The organism is Flavivirga aquimarina, assembly GCF_030540835.1.
In the GTDB taxonomy this organism is placed as follows: Bacteria; Bacteroidota; Bacteroidia; order Flavobacteriales; family Flavobacteriaceae; genus Flavivirga; species Flavivirga aquimarina.
In genome coordinates this window covers 81,210-106,278 of record NZ_JAUOEK010000069.1, presented here as the reverse complement: position 1 = coordinate 106,278, position 25,069 = coordinate 81,210, and the positions used below count along the sequence as shown (strand labels likewise).

General features: G+C 32.9%; 22 protein-coding genes. 10 read left to right on the top strand and 12 right to left on the bottom strand.

Going from position 1 to position 25,069, the window contains the following annotated elements; all coding sequences use genetic code 11:
* A complete protein-coding gene (locus Q4Q35_RS06145; protein ID WP_303277069.1) occupies positions 1 to 642 on the bottom strand; it encodes a ribonuclease H1 domain-containing protein in 642 nt (213 codons plus the stop codon).
* Positions 643 to 758: 116 nt separating this feature from the next.
* A complete protein-coding gene (gene purN, locus Q4Q35_RS06140) occupies positions 759 to 1,325 on the bottom strand; it encodes a phosphoribosylglycinamide formyltransferase (RefSeq protein WP_303277068.1) in 567 nt (188 codons plus the stop codon).
* Between the two features lie 184 nt (positions 1,326 to 1,509).
* Here purN and Q4Q35_RS06135 point away from each other — a divergent pair, with 184 nt between their 5' ends.
* The 5 genes from Q4Q35_RS06135 to pyk all read left to right on the top strand — a co-directional run bounded on the left by Q4Q35_RS06135 (position 1,510) and on the right by pyk (position 5,902).
* Positions 1,510 to 1,743, top strand: coding sequence for an acyl carrier protein (locus tag Q4Q35_RS06135; RefSeq protein WP_008269813.1), 234 nt, complete (start codon positions 1,510 to 1,512; stop codon positions 1,741 to 1,743).
* An 18-nt stretch (positions 1,744 to 1,761) separates the two neighbouring features.
* The gene (gene fabF / locus Q4Q35_RS06130; RefSeq protein ID WP_303277067.1) at positions 1,762 to 3,012 is read left to right on the top strand and encodes a beta-ketoacyl-ACP synthase II; all 1,251 of its coding nucleotides are present in this window, start codon (positions 1,762 to 1,764) and stop codon (positions 3,010 to 3,012) included.
* Between the two features lie 101 nt (positions 3,013 to 3,113).
* A complete protein-coding gene (gene rnc, locus Q4Q35_RS06125; protein WP_303277066.1) occupies positions 3,114 to 3,854 on the top strand; it encodes a ribonuclease III in 741 nt (246 codons plus the stop codon).
* 120 nt (positions 3,855 to 3,974) lie between these two features.
* A complete protein-coding gene (locus Q4Q35_RS06120; RefSeq protein WP_303277065.1) occupies positions 3,975 to 4,460 on the top strand; it encodes an IPExxxVDY family protein in 486 nt (161 codons plus the stop codon).
* Positions 4,460 to 5,902 (top strand): pyruvate kinase, encoded by a 1,443-nt coding sequence (pyk, locus tag Q4Q35_RS06115; protein WP_303277064.1) that lies wholly within the window; start codon positions 4,460 to 4,462, stop codon positions 5,900 to 5,902. Before Q4Q35_RS06120 ends, pyk begins: the two co-directional genes overlap by 1 nt.
* Positions 5,903 to 6,016: 114 nt before the next feature.
* On the opposite strand, the gene Q4Q35_RS06110 is transcribed toward pyk, so the two are convergent.
* From Q4Q35_RS06110 to dinB, 6 genes are all read right to left on the bottom strand, one after another.
* Positions 6,017 to 6,889 carry a hypothetical protein gene (locus Q4Q35_RS06110; protein ID WP_303277063.1) on the bottom strand — a complete coding sequence of 291 codons (873 nt, stop codon included), beginning with the start codon at positions 6,887 to 6,889 and terminating at the stop codon, positions 6,017 to 6,019.
* Positions 6,890 to 7,071: 182 nt separating this feature from the next.
* Entirely contained in the window at positions 7,072 to 7,527 is a 456-nt protein-coding gene (locus Q4Q35_RS06105; RefSeq protein WP_303277062.1) for a hypothetical protein, read from the bottom strand.
* Between the two features lie 35 nt (positions 7,528 to 7,562).
* The gene (locus Q4Q35_RS06100) at positions 7,563 to 8,432 is read right to left on the bottom strand and encodes a hypothetical protein (protein ID WP_303277061.1); all 870 of its coding nucleotides are present in this window, start codon (positions 8,430 to 8,432) and stop codon (positions 7,563 to 7,565) included.
* A 16-nt stretch (positions 8,433 to 8,448) separates the two neighbouring features.
* On the bottom strand, positions 8,449 to 8,922 hold the full coding sequence (locus Q4Q35_RS06095; RefSeq protein ID WP_303277060.1) for a hypothetical protein: 474 nt from the start codon (positions 8,920 to 8,922) through the stop codon (positions 8,449 to 8,451).
* A gap of 9 nt (positions 8,923 to 8,931) precedes the next feature.
* A complete protein-coding gene (locus Q4Q35_RS06090) occupies positions 8,932 to 9,498 on the bottom strand; it encodes an RNA polymerase sigma factor (RefSeq protein WP_303277059.1) in 567 nt (188 codons plus the stop codon).
* 135 nt (positions 9,499 to 9,633) lie between these two features.
* A complete protein-coding gene (gene dinB, locus Q4Q35_RS06085; protein WP_303277058.1) occupies positions 9,634 to 10,731 on the bottom strand; it encodes a DNA polymerase IV in 1,098 nt (365 codons plus the stop codon).
* A 114-nt stretch (positions 10,732 to 10,845) separates the two neighbouring features.
* Here dinB and Q4Q35_RS06080 point away from each other — a divergent pair, with 114 nt between their 5' ends.
* The 3 genes from Q4Q35_RS06080 to Q4Q35_RS06070 are packed head-to-tail and all read left to right on the top strand — an operon-like array spanning position 10,846 to position 12,760.
* Positions 10,846 to 11,319, top strand: a complete 474-nt coding sequence (locus tag Q4Q35_RS06080; RefSeq protein WP_303277057.1) for a CYTH domain-containing protein — start codon at positions 10,846 to 10,848, stop codon at positions 11,317 to 11,319.
* Between the two features lie 19 nt (positions 11,320 to 11,338).
* On the top strand, positions 11,339 to 11,881 hold the full coding sequence (locus Q4Q35_RS06075) for a YciI family protein (RefSeq protein ID WP_303277056.1): 543 nt from the start codon (positions 11,339 to 11,341) through the stop codon (positions 11,879 to 11,881).
* The gene (locus Q4Q35_RS06070; RefSeq protein ID WP_303277055.1) at positions 11,882 to 12,760 is read left to right on the top strand and encodes an endonuclease/exonuclease/phosphatase family protein; all 879 of its coding nucleotides are present in this window, start codon (positions 11,882 to 11,884) and stop codon (positions 12,758 to 12,760) included.
* 1 nt (position 12,761) lies between these two features.
* Here the strand turns inward: Q4Q35_RS06070 and pbpC are convergent, their stop codons facing one another.
* A complete protein-coding gene (gene pbpC, locus Q4Q35_RS06065) occupies positions 12,762 to 15,113 on the bottom strand; it encodes a penicillin-binding protein 1C (RefSeq protein WP_303277054.1) in 2,352 nt (783 codons plus the stop codon).
* Positions 15,114 to 15,570: 457 nt separating this feature from the next.
* Between pbpC and Q4Q35_RS06060 the strand changes: the two genes are divergently transcribed.
* Positions 15,571 to 17,184, top strand: a complete 1,614-nt coding sequence (locus Q4Q35_RS06060; RefSeq protein WP_303277053.1) for a T9SS type B sorting domain-containing protein — start codon at positions 15,571 to 15,573, stop codon at positions 17,182 to 17,184.
* A gap of 373 nt (positions 17,185 to 17,557) precedes the next feature.
* On the opposite strand, the gene Q4Q35_RS06055 is transcribed toward Q4Q35_RS06060, so the two are convergent.
* The 3 genes from Q4Q35_RS06055 to Q4Q35_RS06045 all read right to left on the bottom strand — a co-directional run bounded on the left by Q4Q35_RS06055 (position 17,558) and on the right by Q4Q35_RS06045 (position 24,261).
* Positions 17,558 to 17,920 (bottom strand): endonuclease domain-containing protein, encoded by a 363-nt coding sequence (locus Q4Q35_RS06055; RefSeq protein ID WP_303277052.1) that lies wholly within the window; start codon positions 17,918 to 17,920, stop codon positions 17,558 to 17,560.
* 202 nt (positions 17,921 to 18,122) lie between these two features.
* The gene (locus Q4Q35_RS06050; protein ID WP_303277051.1) at positions 18,123 to 18,485 is read right to left on the bottom strand and encodes an endonuclease domain-containing protein; all 363 of its coding nucleotides are present in this window, start codon (positions 18,483 to 18,485) and stop codon (positions 18,123 to 18,125) included.
* 211 nt (positions 18,486 to 18,696) lie between these two features.
* Complete coding sequence (locus Q4Q35_RS06045; protein ID WP_303277050.1) at positions 18,697 to 24,261, bottom strand: alpha-2-macroglobulin family protein; 5,565 nt, start codon at positions 24,259 to 24,261, stop codon at positions 18,697 to 18,699.
* Between the two features lie 191 nt (positions 24,262 to 24,452).
* On the opposite strand from Q4Q35_RS06045, the gene Q4Q35_RS06040 reads away from it, so the two are divergent.
* On the top strand, positions 24,453 to 24,926 hold the full coding sequence (locus Q4Q35_RS06040) for a CAP domain-containing protein (RefSeq protein WP_303277049.1): 474 nt from the start codon (positions 24,453 to 24,455) through the stop codon (positions 24,924 to 24,926).
* Positions 24,927 to 25,069: the final 143 nt, after the last annotated feature.

Below are 25,069 nucleotides of genomic sequence, written 5' to 3'. Positions count from 1 at the left end.
CTACTTCCTCCCAAAATCGGCCGGAATTTCCCCCCAAGCTTTCGTTTCCCATTTTACAATAACCGTTTTGTAAGTATTGTTTTTTAGCCAATCAACGGCTCTGTCTATTAATTCAAAAACAGCTTTGTTTTTTTTATTTCGCTCTAATTTAGTATTGCAATGTTTCTTTTTCACCCAACTTATGGCTGTTCTAGAATCTGTATAAAGAATGCGATCACTCTTATTTTTTTTAAGCAATGCCAATCCATGAACAATACCAAGAAATTCACCTATATTATTTGTACCTTCTTCAAAAGGGCCTTGAATAAAAAGTTGCTTTTTAGTTTTAGTATCTACACCTCGATATTCCATTTTCCCTGGATTTCCACTCGAAGCGGCATCAACCGAAATAGAATTGTAATTAGGTTGCCCTATTTTTTTTAATTGTTCTTTAGAAAGTTCACTTTTAAATTTTGAAGATTTTCCAATATAATCTTTATAGTTTCCTTTAAAAGCTTTTTTTGCAGCTTCAAATGTTGAAAACGATTTATATTGAGCACCTTGATAATCTTTTATCTGTGCTTTACAATCATTCCATGATTCAAAAACACCAGTATGATGTCCTTTCCAAACGGTGTAATATTTCTTCTTTTTCTTCGACATTTTTTGTCATTCACGTGTAATCACTAAGTGTAGTCAAAGTGAAAACAGGAATCTTTTAAATTAACTTCTATCTATAATTGAGACACTTCAACTGCGCTCAGCATAACATTTTAATTTCATTCAGATAATAGCTTCTCTACCACTTTAGGGAAATGTTCCATTTCTAATTCATGAATTTTTGCGGCAACATCTTCAGCTGTATCAGAAGTGCTAACATCACATTTTGCTTGAAAAATGATAGCACCTTCATCATAATTTTCATTCACATAATGAATAGTAATACCTGTTTCTACTTCATTATTTGCAACAACAGCTTTATGCACGTTCATACCATACATGCCTTTGCCACCATACTTTGGCAATAATGCTGGGTGAATATTTATAACCTTATTAGGAAATGCTTTTAAAATAGATTCAGGAAATTTCCATAAAAACCCTGCTAAAACAATTAAATCTGGTTGAGACACCTTCAATATATTTAAAACATCATCTGTTTTTGTAAATGCTACCCTATTGAAATACAGCGCGCTAACTTTTAGGTTTTTAGCTCGATCTAAAACTTTGGCATGAGAATTGTTTGTAAGGATTTGAATAACAGAAGCATTATCACTGTTGTGAAAAAACTTAATTAAATTTTCAGCATTACTTCCACTTCCGGACGCAAAAATTACAATACGTTTCATTCTACTATTTATAATGTTAAATTACTCGAACAAAAAAAAGAATAATTATTAACAATTAGAAGTTAAAATATAAATACTTAGTGGTATTTTAGTAAATTACAAACACATTTTTATATTTAAAGATATGTTTTAAAAATAAAGTTTTTTATTTTTGCCAACTAATTAAAATTTAAAATTAAATATTATGTCAGACATTGCATCAAGAGTAAAAGCGATTATCGTAGACAAATTGGGAGTTGATGAGAACGAAGTTGTAACAGAAGCAAGCTTCACAAACGATTTAGGAGCGGACTCATTAGACACTGTTGAATTAATAATGGAGTTCGAAAAAGAATTCGATATCCAAATACCAGACGATCAAGCTGAGAATATTGCTACAGTTGGTCAAGCTATTTCTTACATAGAAGAAGCTAAATAAGCACATTATTTAACTATTATGGAACTAAAGCGAGTTGTAGTCACAGGATTAGGGGCTTTAACACCTATAGGTAATACCAAAGATGAATTTTGGGAAGGACTTATTAGTGGTAAAAGTGGTGCTGCGCCTATAACATATTATGATACCGAAAAGTTTAAAACAAAATTCGCTTGCGAATTAAAAGGTTTTAACGCAACTGATTTTCTTGATAGAAAAGAGGCTCGTAAAATGGATAAGTTTGCACAGTATGCTATGGTGGCTTCAGATGAAGCTATACTAGATGCTAAATTAAACCTAGACGAGGTAAATAAATTGCGAGTAGGTGTTATATGGGGAACAGGGATTGGAGGTTTGGAAACCTTTCAGCAAGAAGTTTTAAACTTTGCCGAAGGTGATGGAACTCCAAGGTTTAATCCATTCTTTATTCCAAAAATGATTGCGGATATTGCACCAGCCAATATTTCCATAAAACATGGATTTATGGGCCCAAATTACACAACAGTTTCTGCTTGTGCATCTTCTGCTAATGCTATGTTTGATGCTCTAAACTCAATACGTTTAGGGTATTGTGATGTTGTTGTTACCGGAGGAAGTGAAGCAGCAGTTGCTATTGCTGGAATGGGTGGTTTTAATGCCATGCATGCATTATCTACCAGAAATGAAAGCCCAGAAACGGCTTCAAGACCGTTTGACGGAACCAGAGACGGATTTGTTTTAGGGGAAGGAGCAGGTGCTTTAATTTTAGAAGAATACGAACACGCAAAAGCAAGAGGGGCAAAAATATATGCTGAAGTTGCAGGAGGCGGGTTATCTTCTGATGCGCACCATATGACGGCTCCACACCCTGAAGGCATTGGTGTTGTTGAGGTTATGAAAAATTGCTTAGAAAATGCCGGACTTAAACCGGAGGATATAGACCATATAAATACTCATGGAACCTCTACTCCTTTAGGAGATGTGGCAGAACTTAAAGCCATATCTAAAGTTTTTGGAAATCATGCTAAGAATATAAATATCAATTCGACAAAATCAATGACCGGGCATTTATTAGGTGCTGCCGGAGCTATTGAAGCCATTTCGGTTATATTAGCAATGGAACACGGTGTTGTACCTCCAACAATTAATCATACTACAATAGATGAAAACATTGATCCTGAATTAAATTTAACCTTAAATAAGGCTCAAAAGCGGGATGTTAAAGTAGCGATGAGTAATACATTTGGATTTGGTGGACACAACGCGTGTGTTGTATTTAAGAAAACAAGTTAATTTTCGAATGAAGTTAAACCATAACGATATATTAAATTTTACAGTATAATGAAATATGGTTTATTATACATCTGACATTAAAATAACGTATTAATTATCAGATGAAAAAAATTCGTAACATATTAAATTCCCGTTTTAAACGCAACGGGAATTTTTTTATACAATTAACTAAAATTCTCGAATTCAAACCTAAAAACATTAAATTCTACAAAACGGCATTCACACACCGATCAATGAATATTAAAGATAGTAAAGGAAATGCTATCAATTATGAACGGTTAGAGTTTTTAGGAGATGCTACATTAAGTGCCGTAATTGCATCACATTTATATTTAGAAGTACCAAGTGGCGATGAGGGTTATTTAACTAAAATGCGCTCTAAAATTGTAAGTAGAGAACATTTAAACGAACTAGGGAAAGACCTAAATTTAATAGATCTAGTAGAAAGTAAAATTCCTCCAGGACAGTTTGGAGACAATATCCATGGCAATATTTTTGAAGCTTTAATAGGTGCTATCTTTCTTGATAAAGGCTATAAGTTCTGCGAAAAGTTTATATATAAACGCGTTATAACTCCATATGTAGATATTGAAACCCTAGAAGGTAAAGTTATTAGCTACAAAAGCTTACTTATTGAATGGTGCCAAAAAGAAAAGAAAACATTTAAATATAATGTATATGAAGATACGGGTAATGATGAGATTCGGCATTTTTCGGTAAAACTATCTATAAATGAAAAAATAGTTGCAAAAGCACGTGCAACATCAAAGAAAAAGGCCGAAGAAAAAGCTTCGAAACGCGCTTTTTTTGCATTCCAAAGCAAGATGTCTAAGATGCTTTAACCTATCATAGATAAAAGAATTTAACTATAACGTTTTCGTTTAATTTATTATTAAGATATAAGTAAACGTATTCCAATTGAATTTTATAAATACTATATTTACCGCGACTAATACAAAGTTATGGCTGTACACAAACTCATTTTAGATAATGTTTTTGAAGAAGAATTGTATACTTTAGTAGCAATTCATTGTGCACTTGAAGATTATCGTTTAGCATATCTTTTAAATAAATATTTAGGAATAAGTCTTATTAGAAAATCACAAGACTTAGATTATCAAAATGGGAAATCAATCTACTCAATTTTTGAGTGGGAAGACAATAAACAGCAAACCATTTGGAGTTTAGTTTCTAATATTTGTAAAACAGAAGAATTTAGACAAAAGAGTAACGAATCATTATTTGATTCTGAAGAAAAAATCACAAGAACAGCGTATTTAATACCGGAATATAAAACGGTTAATTATTTTTTAAAAATAGATACCGAAATTAATTTTAGTAAAGAAAAATATATTCTGAATAATGTATTAAAAGTACCTCAAATTGCCACAGCTTACAGTATTGATGTCAATCAATTAAAATCTAAGGATAACCTAATTTTTAACTAATGTCGATAACAAAAAAAACCAAAATAGTAGCAACATTAGGACCGGCTACAAGTAAAAAAGAAGTTTTAAAAGGGATGCTTGAAGAAGGCGTTAATGTATTTAGAATAAACTTTTCTCATGCCGATTATAGTGATGTTACCGAACGCATTAAAATGATACGTGAATTAAATGAAGAATTTGGTTTTACTGCTGCTATTTTAGCAGATTTACAGGGCCCTAAACTTCGTGTAGGTGTTATGAAAGAAGAAGTCGTTGTACACCCTGACGATGAAATCATTTTTGCTACCGGTAAGCGTTTTGAAGGAACAAAAGAGCGTGTTTACATGACTTATGATAGGTTTCCCCAAGACGCAAAACCAGGAGAACGAATTCTCTTAGATGATGGGAAATTAATTTTTGAAGTTGCTTCAACAAACAAAAAAGACGAAGTGGTTGCTCGTGTTATTCAAGGTGGCCCACTGAAGTCTAAAAAAGGTGTAAACCTTCCTAATACAAATATTTCGCAACCGGCTTTAACTGAAAAAGATATTGAAGACGCTGTTTTTGCTATTAGCCAAGGAGTCGATTGGATTGCTTTATCGTTTGTTCGTCATGCAGAAGATTTAATGCAACTTCGCGATTTAATAAATAAGCACAGTGAATATAAAATACCAATTATAGCTAAAATTGAAAAACCAGAAGCTGTAGAAAATATCGATAAAATCGTAACACATTGCGATGGTATTATGGTAGCCCGTGGTGATTTAGGTGTTGAGGTTCCTGCAGAAGAAGTACCTCTTATTCAAAAACAATTAGTTTTACGTGCTAAAAAAGCCAGAATTCCAGTCATTATAGCAACTCAAATGATGGAGACTATGATTTCCAGTTTAACACCTACAAGAGCAGAGGTGAACGATGTTGCAAATTCTGTTATGGATGGTGCCGATGCTGTTATGCTATCTGGTGAAACATCGGTTGGTAATTATCCTGTACAAGTTATTAAACAAATGTCCAACATTCTTAAAAGTGTTGAGGATTCTAACCTAATACAAGTACCACAATTACCTCCACATATTCGTACCAATCGTTATATAACAAAATCTATTTGTTATCATGCTGCTAATATGGCAAACGAAATTAATGCGAAAGCTATTTCAACATTAACGAATAGTGGATATACGGCATTTCAAATTTCGGCATGGAGGCCATCATGTCATATTTTAGTTTTTACTTCCAACAAACGTATATTAACGCGTCTTAGTTTACTTTGGGGTGTTCGTGCGTTTTATTACGATAAATTTGTAAGTACAGACGAAACTATTGAGGATGTGAATTCTATTGCTTGCAAAATGGGGTATTTAGAAGTAGGTGACATGCTTATTAGTTTAGCGGCAATGCCTATTAAAGATAAAGGGATGGTAAACACACTGCGTGTTACCGAAATAGAGACTTGTAACCTTTAAGAAATTTAAGGTTTAAACATATAACGTGATGCACTTTAGAAAAACTAAAGTACATCACGTTTTTCATTTATATTTTTTTGGAGCTTTATAAGTAAATTAAGAAAACATCTAAAGTTACAAATCAAACATATATGCTACAGAAAAATTAAAAAACCCGGTAGTATTTAAATTAGATTCAGTACCTATAGCCGAAGGTAAATTTATATTATACCCAAGCTCGAAATCAAAAGCATTCGTGCTAAACTCTAAAGGAATATTAATTTGAGTATTAATTAAATCGAAAACATCATTTTCTGAATAATCCGTATATATAACACCATCTTGCAGATATGTTTGTGCTAATTCGAAGGTTTGTTTTCCAATAACAATATTAAGCTCAGGTTTTAATTTTAAGCTGCTCTTTTTTGCTTTAAATAATTTAAATGACGCATAACTTGTAGATGAAATTTGAAACGAATCATCGCTTCCAAATAAATAAGTGCCAGAAAGCTGTGTCCCTATAGTACGTTGTTTATTTTTAGCACCAAAGGATAAAGTTAGCGCATTTTTAAAAGGGTTATCTACACCATTTGAATAAACATACCTTGAATAAGAAGCATACAATCTAAACCATTTTTTTTTACCTATATCTTTACCATACCCAAGTGTTAGCGCTGTAAAATCCCATTTTGGGACAAATTCATTATAATATACCCCAGAGATACTAGCTATAAATCCTTTAGAATGTATATAGCTAATTTGCGGCCTTATATTATATTGATCAATACCAATATCTCTTCCGGAAAAATAAGTATCGCTATTGTAATCAAGAGATACATATAAAAATTGAAAATTAGCATCGATCAAGTCATCTAAAATATCCTCATCTTCCAACAAACTATCAATAATCTCATCAACTTCTTTTTCCTTTTCAGAATTCGGTTTTTCTTGTGAATATGTAAATAAACCACTCGATAATATTAAAAATGTCATGAAGACTTTTTTCATTTATTATTATTTATTAATCGTAAGATTTAATTACTTATAGTAAACATGCTTATGGTACTTATGATGCGTTTATATTGTTATTTTTTTAAATAAATATATAAACGCAGAAAAGTGGTTGAATGCATTATTCAACCACTTATCCTATGAAACTAAAGATATATCAAGATGTAAAATGCTATCAATCAACCATTATTTCTTTGTTTCCTTTTTATTATTCTATCTCTTTTTACAGATTCGCGCAATTTATTCCTATTTTCTCCACTTCTGGTTTTCGCTCTAGTACGTATTCGTTGCCGTTGTTCTGTAGTAAGTGTTGCTTTAAATTGTTCTTTCAGCCTATTTACTTTAACTCTATTTTCTTCTAATAAATTTTTTTGAGCTTCTGTAAAAGTTAGTATTAATGCTTCACGCCTTTCTTGTTTTGAAAGGGTTGCATTTTCTAAAATTGTTAACTGTTCGTTTGTTAGGCTTGCTTTAAAAGCTTCTCTATTTGCTTTTATTAAATTACGTTGTTCTTCCATGAGTTTGGTTTGCTCTACTGTTAAACTCTCTTTGAGAATATCTTCTTGAGCCCCTAAACCCATAATACTTATAAATATACCAAGCATTAGTAATTTAATTTTGTTTACAAATTTCATGTCGTTAATTTTTGTTTCAAAGGAAACAGAATGTTTTAGAAACGTCTTCTTTTTCTCTTCAATTCAATTTCTGTAACTGTTTCATCTGCTTCAGTTAATGTAGCTACATTATCGCAAGTACCATCACCATAATCTAAAATAGACGTTTCGTCTGCTTCTGTATATTCTTTAATACCTTCAGCTATATACTTACATGCTGCTGGCTTAACTAAAGCGGTTGTTATTTCAACGCTTTTTGTATTGTCTTCTACATCTGTAAATGAATATGATCCAGTAATCGTTTTTTCATCGTCTTTATGGGTATCTGTATCTCCTCCTGCTGTTACTTCCACCAAGCGAGTTCCTACTTTTGTTATAGTACCTTCATCTGTTTCTATTGTTATATTAACAGACCCTTCTATTTGTGGATTACCATTTTCATTTTCTGCGGTATACTCGTGAGTTTTTGTTCCGTTTACAACATAACCGTTAACTGTAAAAGCATCAAATGTTATACTACGACTTTTGTCTGTATCTAAAGAGGATTTTACAATAGTTATCGTTCCAGATATAATGTCTCCGTTTCTATCTTCACAATCGTCTGGAAAAGATATGGTAATTGTTGTTACATCATCTTCAATGACTTCTTCAAATACGGTACAGTCTGGGAAAAAACCAGATCTATCTTTACAGCCTTTTCCCAACTGCGTTTTTCCTGAGCTTGTTTTACCTGTAGATTCAAATTCCAGAGAACTTACTGCATACAAACTGTAAGCATCTATTACCGATTCTACTTCTTCAACAGAGGCTTCTAGTGCAACCTGTTCTGCAGCACTAAGACTTTGCGAAGCTTCTTCGGTACAAGATAAAAAGCCTAAAGTAATTGTTACTATAGCTGAAACTACTATAAATTTGTTCTTTTTCATAATAAGAGGTTTAAAATTAGTATTGTAAAGCTTCATCAACTAAAGCTTCTTCTAAAACATAGTTATCTATAAACTCATCAATGTTATTTTCTTCTACAAAAAGAGATGTAATTAAAATATCAGTTTCTGATAATACATCGGTTTCATTATCAAATGTTTCTACATCTAATTGTTTAATCGTATCTAAAACAATTGTTTGGATATCATCAATCGGCAAACCTCGATCTGGTTTAACTAATGTGATAGTTATTAATAATATAATGGATGCTGCTGCATACCAAACAAACGATTTTTTTAAAAAGAAGCTTGGTTTTTCTTGTTTCTTTTTACCTGAAACTTTAGATAAAATTTCTTGCTTGGATTTTGAAAAATAATTTTCCGGAACACCAAACCCTAATTCTTTGCTATGCAATTCTCGCATGTTCTTATCGAACAAATTTTGATTGTTTGGTTGCTTTTGAGGTGTTATATTATTGTCCTTTGTATTCATCGCTTATTTTTAGACCTGGGTTTTTGTTAAAAGTTGAACAGAAAGTATATTTTTTTCAATATGTTTAACCGAATTGTAATAGGATGATTTTAAAGTCCCTTCTTTCACGCCCAATATATCGGCTATTTCTCTAAATTTTAAATCGTCAAAATACTTCATTTGAAATATTAGTCTTTGCCTTTCGGGAAGTTCGGATAAAATACGGTGCAATTTTAATTGTGTTTCATTACTATCAAAAAAAGTATCACTTGTTAAATTGTCCAGATAACTATTATTAACATCGTCAATTGAAACATTTTGTCTTTTCTTGTTTTTTTCTATAAAGCGAAGGCATTCGTTATAAGCAATTTTATACATCCAGGTATGTAAAGAGCTTTTTTGTTTAAAATTAGGTAAGCTTTTGTAAATTCTTAAAAACGTGTTTTGAAGTACATCATTTGCATTCTCATGTGTAATGACCAGTTTACGAATATGCCAATATAAGCGCTCTTGATAAAGGTCCAGCAATTTTGCAAATGCTTTTTCTTTATGCTTGGTACTGGTTAATTCTTTTAAAAAAACAGACTCGTCTATCAAAATCTTGGTTAATACAGACTAATGTATTTGTAGTAAATACAGTTTAAACAATAGCATTTTTAATTAGACCTTTAAAAACGGAAATAGTTTATCTTATATTTTAATTGGGGTATTTTTAAGCTTTTGCAAATCTGCCTAAAAGTCAAACTTTAATTGAACACTCACACTTTTTTGCTCTGGTTTTTTCTTGGCCTCAGTATTTAGGTTAGACAAAGAAATGCCTAATAAACGTACCGAATTGCTTAACTTTTCCTGATACAATAAATCTTTTGCTGTATCCAAAATAACGCTTTTATCACTTATAAAATATTGTAAAGTCTTGCTTCTGGTTTGCAAAGTAAAATCACTGTATTTAATTTTTAAAGTCACCGTTTTTCCTGCCACTTTACTTTTGTTTAATCGCCTTGAAACTTCTTCTGCTATATGTTCCAATTTTTCAAGCATAAACACTTCGCTGGATAAATTTTCTCTAAATGTTCGTTCGGCCGCTAATGATTTTCTTATCCTATTTGGTTTTACTTCACTATTGTGAACCCCTCTAACGGTGTAATAATAATACCTTCCGGACTTCCCGAAATTAGTATCTAAATACTCAAGTGTTTTTTGTTTTAAATCCCATCCGGTAAAAATGCCTTTCTGATACATCTTTTCAGCCGTTACTTTTCCCACGCCATAAAACTTTCTAATATCTAATTTTTCTAAAAACTCAATTACTTCTTCCGGGTTTACCGTTTTTTGCCCATTGGGTTTATTATAATCGCTCGCTACTTTGGCAATAAATTTATTTATAGAAATTCCTGCTGATGCTGTTAATCCAACTTCGTTATAGATTCGTTCTCGAATTTCTTTAGCTATCAGCGATGCACTTGGGTTGCCTTTTTTATTTTGAGTAACATCCAGATACGCTTCATCAAGCGAAAGGGGTTCTACCAAATCTGTGTATTCAAAAAAAATGGTTCTTATCTTTTTAGAGATTTCAGAATAACGTTCAAAATTAGCTCTTACAAAGATAATATGTGGACATAATTTAGCTGCTAAGTTTCCAGCCATGGCACTTTTTACTCCAAATTTTCTAGCTTCGTAACTGGCTGCACTTACAACACCTCGTTTACCACCACCGCCTACAGCAATGGGTTTCCCTCTTAAATCGGGATTATCCAGTTGCTCAACTGAAGCATAAAAAGCATCCATATCTATATGGATAATTTTTCGTATTGGTAAATCGTTAGACATACAACAAAATTATACTAATTTTGAATACTAAAATTTCAAATTATAAAAACCAAACTTTAAGATATGTTACTTTTTAAATTTTGGTATTTTAAATATTGATTATTACTGGTAAATATGGTTGAAATAGAACGCAAATTTTTAGTGAATTCTAATGCTTATAAAGAAGCATCTTATAAAGGTACCAGAATTATTCAAGGATTTTTAAATACGCATAAAGAAAGAACTGTTCGGATTAGACTTAAAGGGGACGTAGGATATATAACTGTTAAAGGACTATCTTCGAGTAATGGATTATCACGTTTTGAATGGGAAAAGGAAATTAATGTTAAAGAAGCCGAGTCGCTATTAAAGCTATGTGAATCAGGCGTTATTGAAAAAATGCGCTATGAGGTCAGAATAAAAAATCATACTTTTGAAGTAGATGAATTTTTTGGTGATAACGAAGGGTTGATACTTGCCGAAATTGAATTGGATAATGAAAATGAGGCTTTTGAGAAACCTCATTGGTTAGGAGAAGAAGTTACAGGAAACATAAAATATTATAATTCACAATTAAGCAAACAGCCTTTTAGTACATGGAAACACTAAAAAGCATAAACCTAAACAGATGAAAAAACTACTTATAGCATTATTACTTGTATCGGTTTTCTTTTCGTGTAAAGAAGAAACTAAAGCCTCTATTTCGGACTTAAAAGAGAACATTGAAGAAGTCACTGAAACCGTTACTGATACTATTCCCGAAATTATTGAAGAGCCTGTTAAATCAATAAAGCAAATTAAAGAAGAACTTACTGCAAAAGGTTTTAAGGTTTTTGATTATGTTGATGAAAAAACTCAGGATACCGTTATTATGCAGCAATATTTTATGGCATTTTTAAAAACGGGACCTATTAGAGGTCAAAACGAAGAGGAAGCAGCCTTATTACAAAAAGAACATTTAGAACATTTAAGTAAAATGTACGAATTAGGATATGCCGATATTTCCGGTCCATTTGGTGATGATGGTGATATTCGCGGAATTACTATTTATAATGTACCTACATTAAAAATGGCAGATAGTTTGGCTAATGCAGACCCAATGGTTAAAGCTGAACGATTAGAAATTGAAATTCATCCCTGGTGGGCTGCAAAAGGCTTTCCTCTACGATAAATGTTAAAGTTTTTTAAGCCCCTTTTTTATCTAATAAATGTTGTTATTATTATAGCATTATTAGCTATTCACTTTATCTTAAAAGAAAGTAGCTATAAGGCGTCTTTGTTCTTTTATACATTTCCGTTACCTATCATTATTGTCATTATTTTAATACTTTCTGTTTTTATTGGTAGAAGGCTTAGAAAGTATCATTTACTACTGGCTGCCTTATTGCTAACTATTTGGTTATGCAGAAGTTTTAAAATACATATTCCAAAAACCATTAACGAAAATGATTTAGAAATTGTATTTTGGAATGCATCACGAGAAAGGGGTTTTCAAGACGCTTTTAAATTAAACAATCACATTCCTGATGTTATGGTTTTAGCCGAATATCAAGCAAAGAAACTCAAAGAGGATAAGTTAAAATATCCGGAATATTATATGGTTTGGTTTGAAAAAGAAGAAATTGGCATTTTTTCTAAGACTCCATTTCAAATCGAAAAAAAAGAAACATCCAAGTACCATTCAACCATCGTTAATTTTAAAATAGCAAATATTAATTTCTATGCTGTAGATGTTCAAGGGAGCCCCGATGTGCCTAGAGAATGGGAATTTGCTTTTGTAGATTCTTTAATTGTTAATAAAGAAAATACTATCGTTTTAGGCGATTTCAATGTACCGTACGAGTCTAAACATCTAAAGCATTTTAAAACCGATTTTAATCATGCTTTTTCTAAAAAAGGCAATGGCTTTAGAGAAACCTGGTTTTGGAATATCCCTCTACTATCTTTAGATCATATCTGGGTGTCTAAAGATTTGGAAGTTCTTAAAACTAAAAAAGTAGCTACTTTTAAAAGCGATCATAGTATGCTAAAAACGTTTATAAGACAATAATTTATTCCGAAATCGTAATTTTCCGTTTTGCCTCATTTCCAAATTCATCCACAACAGTAATTATATGCTCACCTTGTTTAGGTATTATTGCCATATCATGAATGTCTTTAGTGCTTCCAATAAAAGTGGCATCAACATACCAAAACAAATTACTTTCGGGTTTAGAATGTGCTATTTTTAAAACAAGGTCATTTGTTTTTCCATCAAAATCTTTTGGTAAAAAAATAGTGTTATTTTCTTTTGGATAAATAAATTCCATTGAAACCGCTTGTGTTCCTATGCAATCGCTTCTAAATTTAGGGAGTGGTTTGTAAAACGGATTTTTAGTTTTGTAATAATAGGCCATTAAAGGAGGCAAAACAAACCAAGGTTTGTGAATAATATCACCCAAATCTTCGCAAGACGTATTTACTTGAAACGATTCATTCTTGTCCACATGGATTAATACATGATATGGACAGGGCTTAGTTTTTATACCACTTACCTGAATAAATTTTTGTTCAACTTCATGGCAATTATGAGAAGCCCTATGTCCACTTTGTTTACAAATATCTATTTTTTGCATGTCGTCAAAAGGCTTTGAAAACCAGTCACTATTTGGTAATAAATCGAATACATCAAATAAAATAGGAGCTGCTGTTTGCACACCAACCAAACCAGGTCGCCCTTCTCCATCGGCATTTCCAACCCAAACCCCAACCACATAATCTTTAGTCGTACCAATAGCCCAAGCGTCCCGAAACCCAAAACTAGTACCTGTTTTCCAGGCTATCTGTTTAGAGCCATCAAAAAACTCCCAACTTTCGTCGCTTTCGGGCCTATTTACTTCTTTTAAACTTTCGTAAGTTAAATAAATAGACCCCGCATCAAGAAGAGTTTTCTCTAATGTTTTTTTTCCAAAATCTATATTTTCTGAAGCAAAGAATGTAGGTTCGCAAAACTCATTAGTAAAGTATTCGCTTGAGGTTTCCGAAAAATGATTTAAAGTTGAAGATAGTGCTGCATAACTTTTGCATAAATCCCAAAGGTTACTTTCTGCTCCTCCCAGAATAAGTGATAGTCCGTAATGGTTGGCATTGTATTTTAAGTCTTTTAACTGCAATGCTTTTAAATAATGGTGAAATCGATCTAAACCAAATTCTTGAAGCATTCTTACGGCTGGTACATTTAAAGAACGTGATAAGGCTCTACTCGCAGGAACAGCACCGTCGTAGGTCTTATTATAATTTTCAGGATTATAACTTCCAAACTGGGTAGGGACATCGGCTACCAGAGTATTAGGCAGCAAATCTCCAGCATCTAACATCGCAGCGTATAAAAAAGGTTTTAAAATACTGCCTGTGCTTCTTGGTTTATCAATAATATCAACATCTTTTTGATGCGCTTTATCTGTTGGCGTATTGCCCACATAAGTTAAAATCTGTCTGGTTTTTACATCTAAAACCAATACGGCTGCATTATAAATTTCATTCTGACTTAACTGATTGTAATGATTTTTTATAATATAGTTAACCCGTTGTTGAAGCTTTATATCAATAGTAGTTTTTATGTGTTTTCCATAATTAGTTTGCGACACTTTTTGTAATAAATGAGGGGCTATTTGTGGTAACGGATACGGTTTTTGTGGCAACCCTTCGGCTATTGACAATTGATAGGTTAATGAATCAATAATATCATTCCCTAAAAGTTTTTTTAAAAGCCTGTCTCGCTTTTTCAAAAGTTTTTCCTGATTTTTTCCGGGATAAATTAAACTTGGAGCATTGGGTAAAACAGCAAGTGTAGCACTCTCTGCCCAGGACAATTGATTAGCGTTTCTGTTAAAATAACGCCATGAGGCAGCATCTAATCCAACTACATTTCCTCCAAAAGGAGCATGACTACTATAATAGGATAATATTTTATTTTTTGACTCACGACACTCCAATCGCGTTGCGAGAATAATTTCTTTTAATTTTTCTAAATAGGTTCTGGATTGCCCTTTTCTGGATAGTCGAATTACTTGTTGGGTAATGGTGCTTCCGCCTCGTTTTACGGTTCCAGATTTTAGATTATCTCTTAAGGCTTTAAAAATGGATACTGGATTAAAGCCGGGGTGTTTATAAAAATATTCATCTTCAAATTGTACGATGCAGGTTTTAAATTTTTCAGGAATACTATCATTTTGTGGAAACCGCCATTGACCATCTTTAGCAATTTGAGCTCCTAATAAGTCATTGTTTGAACTTGTAATAACTGTTGTTGTTGGGTCTTTAAAAAGTTGTTTTGGTAAACATAAATAATAGGTAATTAGAAGTACAACAATAATTGTCGATTTTATTTTATGCTTTTTTATGTAGTCTACTAATCGCCTCACTAAAATATATACTGTAAACAAAACTTTTTAGATGTATTTTATATTAATTTTATGATTACTGAATTCTTATAAATAGTAAGTATAATAAGAAAAAGAATAAATATGAATCATAAGTTATATCATTTAGTTATAAGCCGATACATAAACTTTGTTTTTTTTATTAATATAGCTATTAATAAAATTATAAGGCATTAAAAAAAATATCGTCATATTATTTTTTCTTTTTTCTGTATCAAAGACACAAGCTCAATTAAGTTTTTGTACGGGTAACTCTGGTGATCCTATATTTACAGATACTTTTGGTGCTGGTTCGACAACTCAACTTCCTGTAGGCACAACGACATATACTTATAGTACATCTCAACCCGATGATGGATTTTATAATGTTTCTAGTAATACTAATTGGTTCGGTTGGTATGATATTGATGACCATACTAGCGGTGACACTAATGGAAGAATGCTTATTATAAACGCTAATGACTCTCAAGCAGGAGAGTTTTACAGAACAACCATTAGTGGCCTTTGTGAAAACACTTCTTATGAGTTCTCTTCTTGGATGGTTAATCTACTGCCTTTTAATCATCAAGGGTGTGGTGCTAATGGTAATGGAATACCTATAAATGTCACATTCGAAATTTGGGATAATACAGACACTAATTTATTAGCAAGCGGAAGCACAGGAAGTATCCCTAGTTCAACCTCTCCAAATTGGCAACAATATGCTTTAGTATTTCAGACTTCGCCAAGTGAAACCTCCGTTATTCTAAAAATGCGAAATAATGGTACTGGTGGTTGTGGAAATGATTTGGCTATAGATGATATCGTTTTTAAATCTTGTGGAGATACTGTTACAATTACCGATTCGCTAAATGATACAGAATTTTTTATTTGCGATGGAAACCCTCCTTATTCTACAGTACTTACTGCTACTCCGGATTTTGCAATTTTTACAACCCATTTTTATCAATGGCAAGAAAGTCCCGATGGCATTAATTGGACTGATATTTCTGGAGAAACAAATCAAACCTATACCACGCCCTTACTAAGCAATACCATTTTTTATAGAGCAAAAATAGCCGAAGATGCTGTTAATTTATCAAATCCGTTTTGTAATACGCTATCAGACACATTTGAATTTGGAGTTATTCCAATACCTGATGCACCTGTAAGCAATGGCAATTTAAATATTTGTGAAAATGATACCACGCCACTTACTGTAACTGTTCCTAACGGGATTATAGTGAATTGGTATGATGCTCTTGTTGGTGGAAACCTTCTTCAAGCCAATAGCTATTCATTTAGTCCGGGAGGTGTTTCTGGAACTTATTATGCCGAAGCCGAAACTACTATTGCAGGATGTTTATCGGTTTCAAGAACACCACTTCAGGTAGATTATTTAGAAGTTCCAGAGGTTGTAGATGAATCGTTCTCCTTTTGTGAAAATACGGATACAACTCTTCATGCTAATGTTGCAAACTCAAATATAGTAACATCGTACCTATGGAATACTGGGGAAGTTTCAGAAAGTATTAATGTTACCAGCCCCGGCACCTATACTGTTGAAGTTGCAAATGGAGCCTGCTCAATAACAAAAACAATTACCTTATCGCAAATTGACAATCCAATAATAGAAATGGTCGAAACTGATGGTAACGATATCGTTATTACCACATCAAATACAGGAGATTTCATGTATTCGCTCGATGGTAATATATTTCAATCGAGCCATACATTTTTTAATATTGATGGTGGCTTATATACCATTTATGCCAAAGAACGGCATTGTGACGAACTTATCACTACACTACATTTGCATTTCTATATTCCAAAATTCTTTACTCCAAATAATGACGGTAATAATGATTTATTCGATTTAAAGGGCATTGAATTTTTCTCAACATCTTATGTCTCTATTTTTAACCGTTATGGAAAACTTATTAAAAACTCGAGAAACTCCGCCTTTTCATGGAATGGAACCTTTAATAGTCAGCCATTACCCACTGGAGACTATTGGTATGTTATTATTGTTGATAACCAAAAACTAACAGGGCATTTTACTTTGAAACGGTAATAAATTCCTGCGAAGGCAGGAATCTTATAGTTTTTGATATGTATCATATTTATTGATACAATATTAATATTTGTATTTCTCAATCATGAGATTCCAGTCTTCATTTCGACTCCACAGCAACCAGAGGAATGAGGCTCATTTCAAAGTATTTATTATTACGTTCTTGTCCATAATTATAGTTTAACCCTTCCGTCTTTGATTTCTTTTATAGAAATCAAAGCCATCTTCCCTCACAAGGGAAGGATTTTTTGCTTCTAGCTTAATTTTAAATTTGTAGTTCAATAGTTAATTGTAATCTACTTTTTTAACTCTCCTCCTTTTAAAGGAGGAGTGGATTTCATTTCAATACCTTGAAATGAGAGACGAGGTGGTTCTAATATTTAAAATGACTGCTTATTTCCTCCAATACATCAACACTATTTTCAAAAATCAATTTGTTCTCGAATCTAAGTACTTTAAACCCAAGGTCGTTTAAAATTCTTGTCCTTTCATAGTCATAATTTTGCTGAGCAAAATCAAGATGATAGGCTCCATCTAATTCTATAATCAGTTTTTCTGATGCACAATAAAAATCCACAATATAGTTTTCAATACTATGTTGTCTTCTAAACTTTCTTCCTTTAAGTTGCTTCTTCTGTAAAAGTGTCCATAATGTTGCTTCTGCGGATGTTAAATTTTTTCGCAGTTCTTTTCTACGTTGTTCAAGATATTTATGGTTGTGTATTTTCTTATCCATACTTATAGTTCAACCCTTCCGTCCTTGATTTCTTTTATTGAAATCAAAGCCACCTTCCCTCACAAGGGAAGGAGTTTTTGCTTCTAACTTAATTTTAAATTTGTAGTTCAATAGTTAATTGTAATATACTTTTTTAACTCTCCTCCTTTTAAAGGAGGAGTGGATTTCATTTCAATACCTTGAAATGAGAGACGAGGTGGTTCTAATATTTAAAATGACTGCTTATTTCCTCCAATACATCAGCACTATTTTCAAAAATCAATTTGTTCTCGAATCTAAGTACTTTAAACCCAAGGTCGTTTAAAATTCTTGTCCTTTCATAATCATAATTTTGCTGAGCAAAATCAAGATGATAGGCTCCATCTAATTCTATAATCAGTTTTTCTGATGCACAATAAAAATCCACAATATAATTTTCAATGCTATGTTGTCTTCTAAACTTTCTTCCTTTGAGTTGCTTCTTCTGTAAAAGTGCCCATAATGTTGCTTCTGCGGATGTTAAATTTTTTCGCAGTTCTTTTCTGCGTTGTTCAAGATATTTATGGTTGTGTATTTTCTTATCCATACTTATAGTTCAACCCTTCCGTCTTTGATTTCTTTTATTGAAATTAAAGCCACCTTCCTCACAAGGGAAGGAGTTTTTGTTTCTAACTTAATTTTGAATTTGTAGTTCAATAGTTAATTATAATCTGCTTTTTTAACTCTCCTCCTTTTAAAGGAGGAGTGGATTCTATTTCAACACCTTGAAATAGAAGACGAGGTGGTTATTTTCTTGACTACTTTTCCACAGTAACCCACTGCCCTTTAGTCCTTACCAAATACTCATTATCATACATAGCTTCTGCCTGAATACCCGGCAAATAATACCTGCCTAAATACGACGCATTCAACATGACATTAAAGGTTTTGGTATCCTGCCTTCCTTTGCGTCCTAAATCAAAATAGAAATTAACACGATCGTCCCTAATATCTGTAAATCTGGCTTGACTCGTTGTTGTATTTCCAAAGTCTGTAAAACGAGTGTTTACAATCTCCCAACCAGAAGGAAATATTTGCGTTAATGCCACATCGTTAATAGCTTCATTTTTAAGGTTACTAACTTTAACTGTTGCCACAAAATCTTGTCCTTGCGTTAGTTGAGATATATCAATTTTATTTCCTTTTGAATCTTTGTATGTATAGGAAACACTTAATCCGCGTTGTTCTGCTAATTCTTGGCCTAATGGCAATTTCCCCGAATTTAAAACACGTACATAAACCACATTATCTTTGTTATTAGCAAACAACAACGTGTTTTCTCCATCGACAACTTTTAATTCGCGTTGCGCAATAGCACTTTTAGAATTTATCGTTTCTGCTTTCCCGTTTATGGTATAGTTTACATTAAGTGCTTTTCCTCCATTAGCGTTCACCATTTTTGCAATAGCTAGTAAACTATAAGCAGTTGTTTGAGTACTCATCCAACGGTTACTCGATAAATCTTTAGCAATATATTGAGATAATTCGCGTCTTTTTGGGTTTTTAGTAAGTACCATCGTTTCTAAAGCCATAGCGCGGTTTCTATCAACAGACCCATAGGTATAATAATTATAGCGAACAGGTTTAAAATTAATATTTGCCGATTGCGAAATATTATCGCTCGCTTCTTTTTGTCCTGCTAATGCATAGGCAGCAGCAAGACGCCATTTGGCTTCATTTGAAATTTCACTAAATTCACGCAAGCGATTCATTGCTGCTAAATCTGGACTACCTGCAAGAGCCAAAGTATATAACCTATAAGCTTGGGCTAAATCCGAATTATAATTTCTGTAGCTTGGTCTCCAATCTCTTGCCATCTGTTGTTGATATGAAATCCAATTACTTTTAAAAGTGAGTGGTAAAACAAAGCCTTTCTTTTCGGCTTCAAGCATAAAATGCCCTGCGTAACTTGTTCCCCAATCGTTGGTGTTGTTTTCTCCCATCCAATAACTTAAACCGCCGTTTGGTCTTTGAAAATGACCTAAACGCTTAATACCGTTTTCTATATTGGTTTTAATTTTTTGCTTTTTATCGTGTGTTAAATCGAAAATATCGTTTAAAAACAACTGCGGAAACACGCTTGATGTCGTTTGCTCTACACAGCCATGAGGGTATTGAATTAAATATTGCAATCTGCGTGAAAAATCCATTGGAGGCATGGTAGAAAATTCAAGCGTTGCCGAGTTTGTACCGTAAACCCCAAATGTTGAAAATGTTATAGATTCTGATGCGTTTGCTTCTAAAATCTGGTCTATTGGTTTGGATGTTATAGGATTTGGATTTATAACGTCTAGTTCAACTTTATAAGTCGATTTTTCTCCATTTCCAGAAGCAATTACCTCAACAGTGTTAATGCCTTTTGCTTTACTTACATCCAATTCGAAGTATGCCATTTGTTCATCTGGATTGGCAAAAGTGAGCGTTTTGGATTTAGCTCCAACAATAGAAATTCCATTACTAAGTTTTAGGCTAATATTTACATTTTTCACTTTAGGTTCCATAGCAAAAACCGTTACTGGAAGTGTTACTTTTTCACCCGGACTTAATTTCCGCGGAAGCGATGCCAACACCATTAAAGGTTTTTTTACTTCTACAGATTTATCTGTACTTCCATAAGCTTCGGTTGCATTATTTCCGGCAACTACCATCGTTCTTACAGCTCCTATGTAATTTGGCATTTTTATTTTATGTTTTTTACTAGCGCCTGCTTTTAACGTGAAAGGGCCTAAATAAGTAACTACAGGCTTAAAACGATTTGCTTTTTTATTTTTTCCACCAGTAGCACTACCATCACCTCCTATAGCAAATACTTGATCTATACTACCGGAATATGCACCAATAACATCATCAAAAACATCCCAGGTTTTTATACCTAAAGCTTCGCGAGCATAAAAGGAATTCCATGCATTTGGTGTTTTAAAACGTGTTAAATCCAACAAACCTTCTTCTACCATAGCAATGGTATAGGTCATCGGTTTATTGTTCTTCTCTGAAACGGTAACCTGAAACTCTTGTTCCGGACGTAGCTTGTCCGGCATTTTTAATTCGGGTTCTAATTTGGTATTAGGGTCTTCAACCATTATAGGAATGACCCCGAATAAGCGAATTGGTAAATCGTTAGCTGTAATTGCATGTGGTTGTAATAATGAAATATTTATAAATACATTGGGTGCCATGTCTGATGTTACAGGAATATCAACCGTCGTTTCTCCCGGTTTTGTTTTTACCCATTTTTGGTCTAAAACTTCTGTCCCATTTTCAACACTTACCAAAGCGCGACCTTCGCTACCTGATTGAAATGTTATTCTTGCCGTTTCACCAACGTTATATTTTTCTTTATCTGCCGAAAAAATGAGCATTTTTGCTGCACCTTTATCTCCTGAGGATGCATTTTGCCACCAGTTTTTATAAAAATAGGCTGTTCTTCCCGTGGCATGTCCACTTACAGGGTCTTTAATTCTTATAAGGTAACGCCCCCGCTCACCATCTGGAATTTTTATATTTAATGTTGCTTTTCCATTAGCATTAGTACTTATTTTAGCTTTTAAATAAGGTCTGTGGTAACTGCTGGAAACGTAGCTTGATAAATTGTCGTAAGATGAATTCCACCACCAGCGCCATTCAATTTTATAAACCTTTACTTCCAGATTATTTCGCTTTACAGGTTTCCCTTTGGCATCAACCACAACGACATCAAAACTTTGATTTTCGTCTGTGAAATAAGACCCATAGGCATTTCCTTTTGGCGAACGTAACCCAACAAAAGACTCGTAAGGCGCATATTGTTTGGTGAATGCATCTAATGAGAAATCGCCTCCGTTTTCGAAAGCACGTACTAAAAACTGAACGTTTAACATCCCGGGAGCATTTTTACCAATAGCTATTTTATTAGTAATGTTGGCTTGTCCTTCTTCATTTACTTTCCCTTCAAAAACATTAATTTCTTCGGTATTAAATTGACGTGTTGGGTCGTTAAATGTGTAGTTTTTATAATTTTTAAATCCTGAATATGAGGTGCTGAATTTGGCTTTTATTTCGGCTTTTAAGTTTTTTCCCGGAGCACCATGAAGCCATTTTACATCTAAGTTTCCTTTTAAAGGGGCTTTACTTGTAAGAATCTCATTTTCAAAATCAACTTTAATTTTTAATCGGTTAGGTTTTACAGTTTCAATTTTTAACCCTTTGTAAAATGTCGCCCCTCCTACAGAGACTTTAGCATTATAATGTCCTGTTTTACCTTCTGAAGATGTAGGAACCGTAAATTTGAAAAAATCATTAATGTTATCTACACTAACTTTTTTATAAATTAATTTTCCGTTGGGATCGGTAATTTCCAACTTTACGGGATGCTGTTTAGGTAGCTTATTGGCTTGGTCATTTAACATGAATGTTAAGTGTAACGTATCACCGGGTCGCCAAACACCACGTTCGCCATAAATATACCCTTTAAGTCCGCGTTGTAACTTGTTACCGGAAACATCAAACTTACTTAGTGATAATGAATTGCCATCATGAAGTTTTATATAGCTAACATTATTTCCTTTTGAAACAATAGCAAATGCGGCATGTTTTTCGGCATCAATAATAGTTAGCCCTTCCTTATCTGTAATGGCTTCTTCTAGCTTTTGTTGCTGGAAGTTATAAAGTGATACTGTTGCATTGGGTTCTGGATTGGTATTTAAAATATTTGTAACTGCAAAGTAATACGAATTGTTAGTGCTTCGTTTTGCAATCACTCCCAGGTTTGAAGCAATTAGGTTTTGAGACACTACACGGTTTTCATTATAATAGGCTTCATGACAAGGGTTTTCGCGTTCGCGCCAGTTATAAGAATAGTTGCGGTATCTATAATTTAAATTATTCCAATAGGCTTCTTCTCTTAATTCTTCATCTTCAGTAGTTTCTTCACCGTAATCTTCTTCATAGTATGCTTCATCGTAATAATCATCACCATTTTCAACATTGTTTACTTTAACAACGGCATCACAATCATACAATGAATGGTTTCTATTATAACTCACTTCTACACGATAAATAGCCCCAGGGTCTACTTTAAAAAAATTTGATAAATCAATACTATATGCTTTCCATTTTCCTGTATTCTCGGCTTCAGATACTAAAGGAATGGTTTGTTTTGCAATACGACGCCCCACTTTTCTAATGGCATGACTGTTATTACTATTCATGTTATTGTCTTGCAAAAACTGAAGAATATTGTCTTCGAAAATTTTAATAATTCTAACATCAACAGCACTCAAGTTAACAGCTTCGAAATTAAATTTTAATGCTTCCGAATTTGGTAAAATACTCCCGTTACTAATTAAACGTACCTGTGGTTTTAATGCTTCGAAAGCGATGGTTTCTGAAAAAGGGTTTTTAAGTTTGAAACCTTCTTTGTTTTTAATGCCTTGAAAAATATCTACTCGAATGTTGCCTACCAATTTAGTATCTGGGTATACTTTTAGGACGTTTCCATCAACAACATATTTTGGTTTTTTTACATTTTGAAGCATGACCAAACCATCAAAATTTTGTTGCTTTTTTATAGGGTCTGAAAAATTGATTAGCAAATGTTGTTCGGGTGATTGAACTACTGCTGTTTTAGTAATTGTGAAGTTATTTATCCCCGGAATAATGACTTTGTTTTCTCCTTTGTTAGCTGCTTCAATAGGCTTTCCATTCCAGGAAACGAGAATGTTACTATCGTCATTCAAGCGATTAATACTATCAATTTTAAAATCGAAAATCTTGCTTTTTTCATTAGCATCGTTAAATACAATAATTAAGTTATTTCCATTTTGTGAGGCCTTTACCAATTGCTTAGCCTTATCTAGAGAAATAATATCTGCCGATTTAATAACACCTTCTAAATACTGCCACTTTTTACTATAAGATTGTAAATTATTTGTTACTATATTAAAGCTTGGTGTAATGGTTTTAAACTGAAACGTATAGGTTTCAAAACCTTTAGGAATATCTTTATAAATATCGTTTAGTTTAACTGTAACAGCGTATTCGGTAGCTGGTTGAAGTGGTTCATCTGGAGTAAACATTAAAGTATGCTTATTAGCAACTATTAATTTCCCTTGTACATGTGGACTTATGGAAATGATCTGTTCTGTTATTTCTTCACCCATTAACCAACCTTCGACATCTTCGGTTAAACTTATTTCAATTGGACTGGTTACTGATGTTAGACCGGATGATGTGTAACTTATATAATCTTTGAATTTAAAAAGGTTATCTGTTTCAACGACTTTCTTTTTACAAGATGCGGCTAATATAATAAGCACTACGAAAGCTAATGACTTTTTTAATAACATAAGAGTTGTTTTAAATGAAAAAATAAACTTGAAAAAGAAAGTGTAGGTAGCTTCTTGTTAAATTAGTTACGTTACAATTTTGTTCTTTAGATTTTTGTTATATGTTAAATTAATTATAAGATTTTAAGGTAGTCAAATAAACCATAAAGTTAAATAAAACGTATATTTAAAAACCCCAAATCACATAATTCATGAAAAAATTCTTATCAAGAACTGGACTTGTTCTAGTGTTTTTTACCATATTAACCTGTAACATAGGATGTTCAAAAGATAATTCGGATACCGATATCGAAGAAGAAATAACAACGACTATACTACAATTAGTAAATGAACATAGATTAGGTATTGGAAAACAAGTTTTAGAGGTTAGCACTTTAGCGGAAGATTTAGCCAAAGAACATAATATATTCATGATTAGTCAGGGAGACATCAGCCATGATAATTTTGATTACCGAGCAGATAGGTTGTTTGATGAGGAAAATGCTAAAGGTGTTGGTGAAAATGTAGCTGCCAAACAAAAATCGGCACAAGATGTTATGACAGATTGGTTAGAAAGCAAAGGGCATAGAGAAAATATAGAAGGTGATTTTACACATATTGGTATTAGTGCTATCAAAAATGAAAACGGGCATTATTATTACACACAACTTTTTCTAAAAAAGTAATTTTAAATTTTGTGCTAAGTACATGATAAAATTAAAAATGTCACAAGGAACGCAGTCGAAACGCTTTAAAGGTAATAACTAACAAGTCCTTCGACTGCCCTCAGGAGGACAATGGAACTATCATTTCGACTACGCCATTGCTT

Coding starts and splice junctions, on each gene's coding strand:
- purN (WP_303277068.1), bottom strand. CDS start 1,325: ATGAAACGTATTGTAATTTTTGCGTCCGGAAGTGGAAGTAATGCTGAA.
- Q4Q35_RS06050 (WP_303277051.1), bottom strand. CDS start 18,485: ATGGATAAGAAAATACACAACCATAAATATCTTGAACAACGCAGAAAA.
- Q4Q35_RS06105 (WP_303277062.1), bottom strand. CDS start 7,527: ATGAAATTTGTAAACAAAATTAAATTACTAATGCTTGGTATATTTATA.
- Q4Q35_RS06110 (WP_303277063.1), bottom strand. CDS start 6,889: ATGAAAAAAGTCTTCATGACATTTTTAATATTATCGAGTGGTTTATTT.
- dinB (WP_303277058.1), bottom strand. CDS start 10,731: ATGTCTAACGATTTACCAATACGAAAAATTATCCATATAGATATGGAT.
- Q4Q35_RS06100 (WP_303277061.1), bottom strand. CDS start 8,432: ATGAAAAAGAACAAATTTATAGTAGTTTCAGCTATAGTAACAATTACT.
- rnc (WP_303277066.1), top strand. CDS start 3,114: ATGAAAAAAATTCGTAACATATTAAATTCCCGTTTTAAACGCAACGGG.
- Q4Q35_RS06080 (WP_303277057.1), top strand. CDS start 10,846: ATGGTTGAAATAGAACGCAAATTTTTAGTGAATTCTAATGCTTATAAA.
- Q4Q35_RS06060 (WP_303277053.1), top strand. CDS start 15,571: ATGCTTATTATAAACGCTAATGACTCTCAAGCAGGAGAGTTTTACAGA.
- pyk (WP_303277064.1), top strand. CDS start 4,460: ATGTCGATAACAAAAAAAACCAAAATAGTAGCAACATTAGGACCGGCT.
- Q4Q35_RS06040 (WP_303277049.1), top strand. CDS start 24,453: ATGAAAAAATTCTTATCAAGAACTGGACTTGTTCTAGTGTTTTTTACC.
- Q4Q35_RS06045 (WP_303277050.1), bottom strand. CDS start 24,261: ATGTTATTAAAAAAGTCATTAGCTTTCGTAGTGCTTATTATATTAGCC.
- Q4Q35_RS06135 (WP_008269813.1), top strand. CDS start 1,510: ATGTCAGACATTGCATCAAGAGTAAAAGCGATTATCGTAGACAAATTG.
- fabF (WP_303277067.1), top strand. CDS start 1,762: ATGGAACTAAAGCGAGTTGTAGTCACAGGATTAGGGGCTTTAACACCT.
- Q4Q35_RS06095 (WP_303277060.1), bottom strand. CDS start 8,922: ATGAATACAAAGGACAATAATATAACACCTCAAAAGCAACCAAACAAT.
- Q4Q35_RS06120 (WP_303277065.1), top strand. CDS start 3,975: ATGGCTGTACACAAACTCATTTTAGATAATGTTTTTGAAGAAGAATTG.
- Q4Q35_RS06055 (WP_303277052.1), bottom strand. CDS start 17,920: ATGGATAAGAAAATACACAACCATAAATATCTTGAACAACGTAGAAAA.
- Q4Q35_RS06075 (WP_303277056.1), top strand. CDS start 11,339: ATGAAAAAACTACTTATAGCATTATTACTTGTATCGGTTTTCTTTTCG.
- Q4Q35_RS06070 (WP_303277055.1), top strand. CDS start 11,882: ATGTTAAAGTTTTTTAAGCCCCTTTTTTATCTAATAAATGTTGTTATT.
- Q4Q35_RS06145 (WP_303277069.1), bottom strand. CDS start 642: ATGTCGAAGAAAAAGAAGAAATATTACACCGTTTGGAAAGGACATCAT.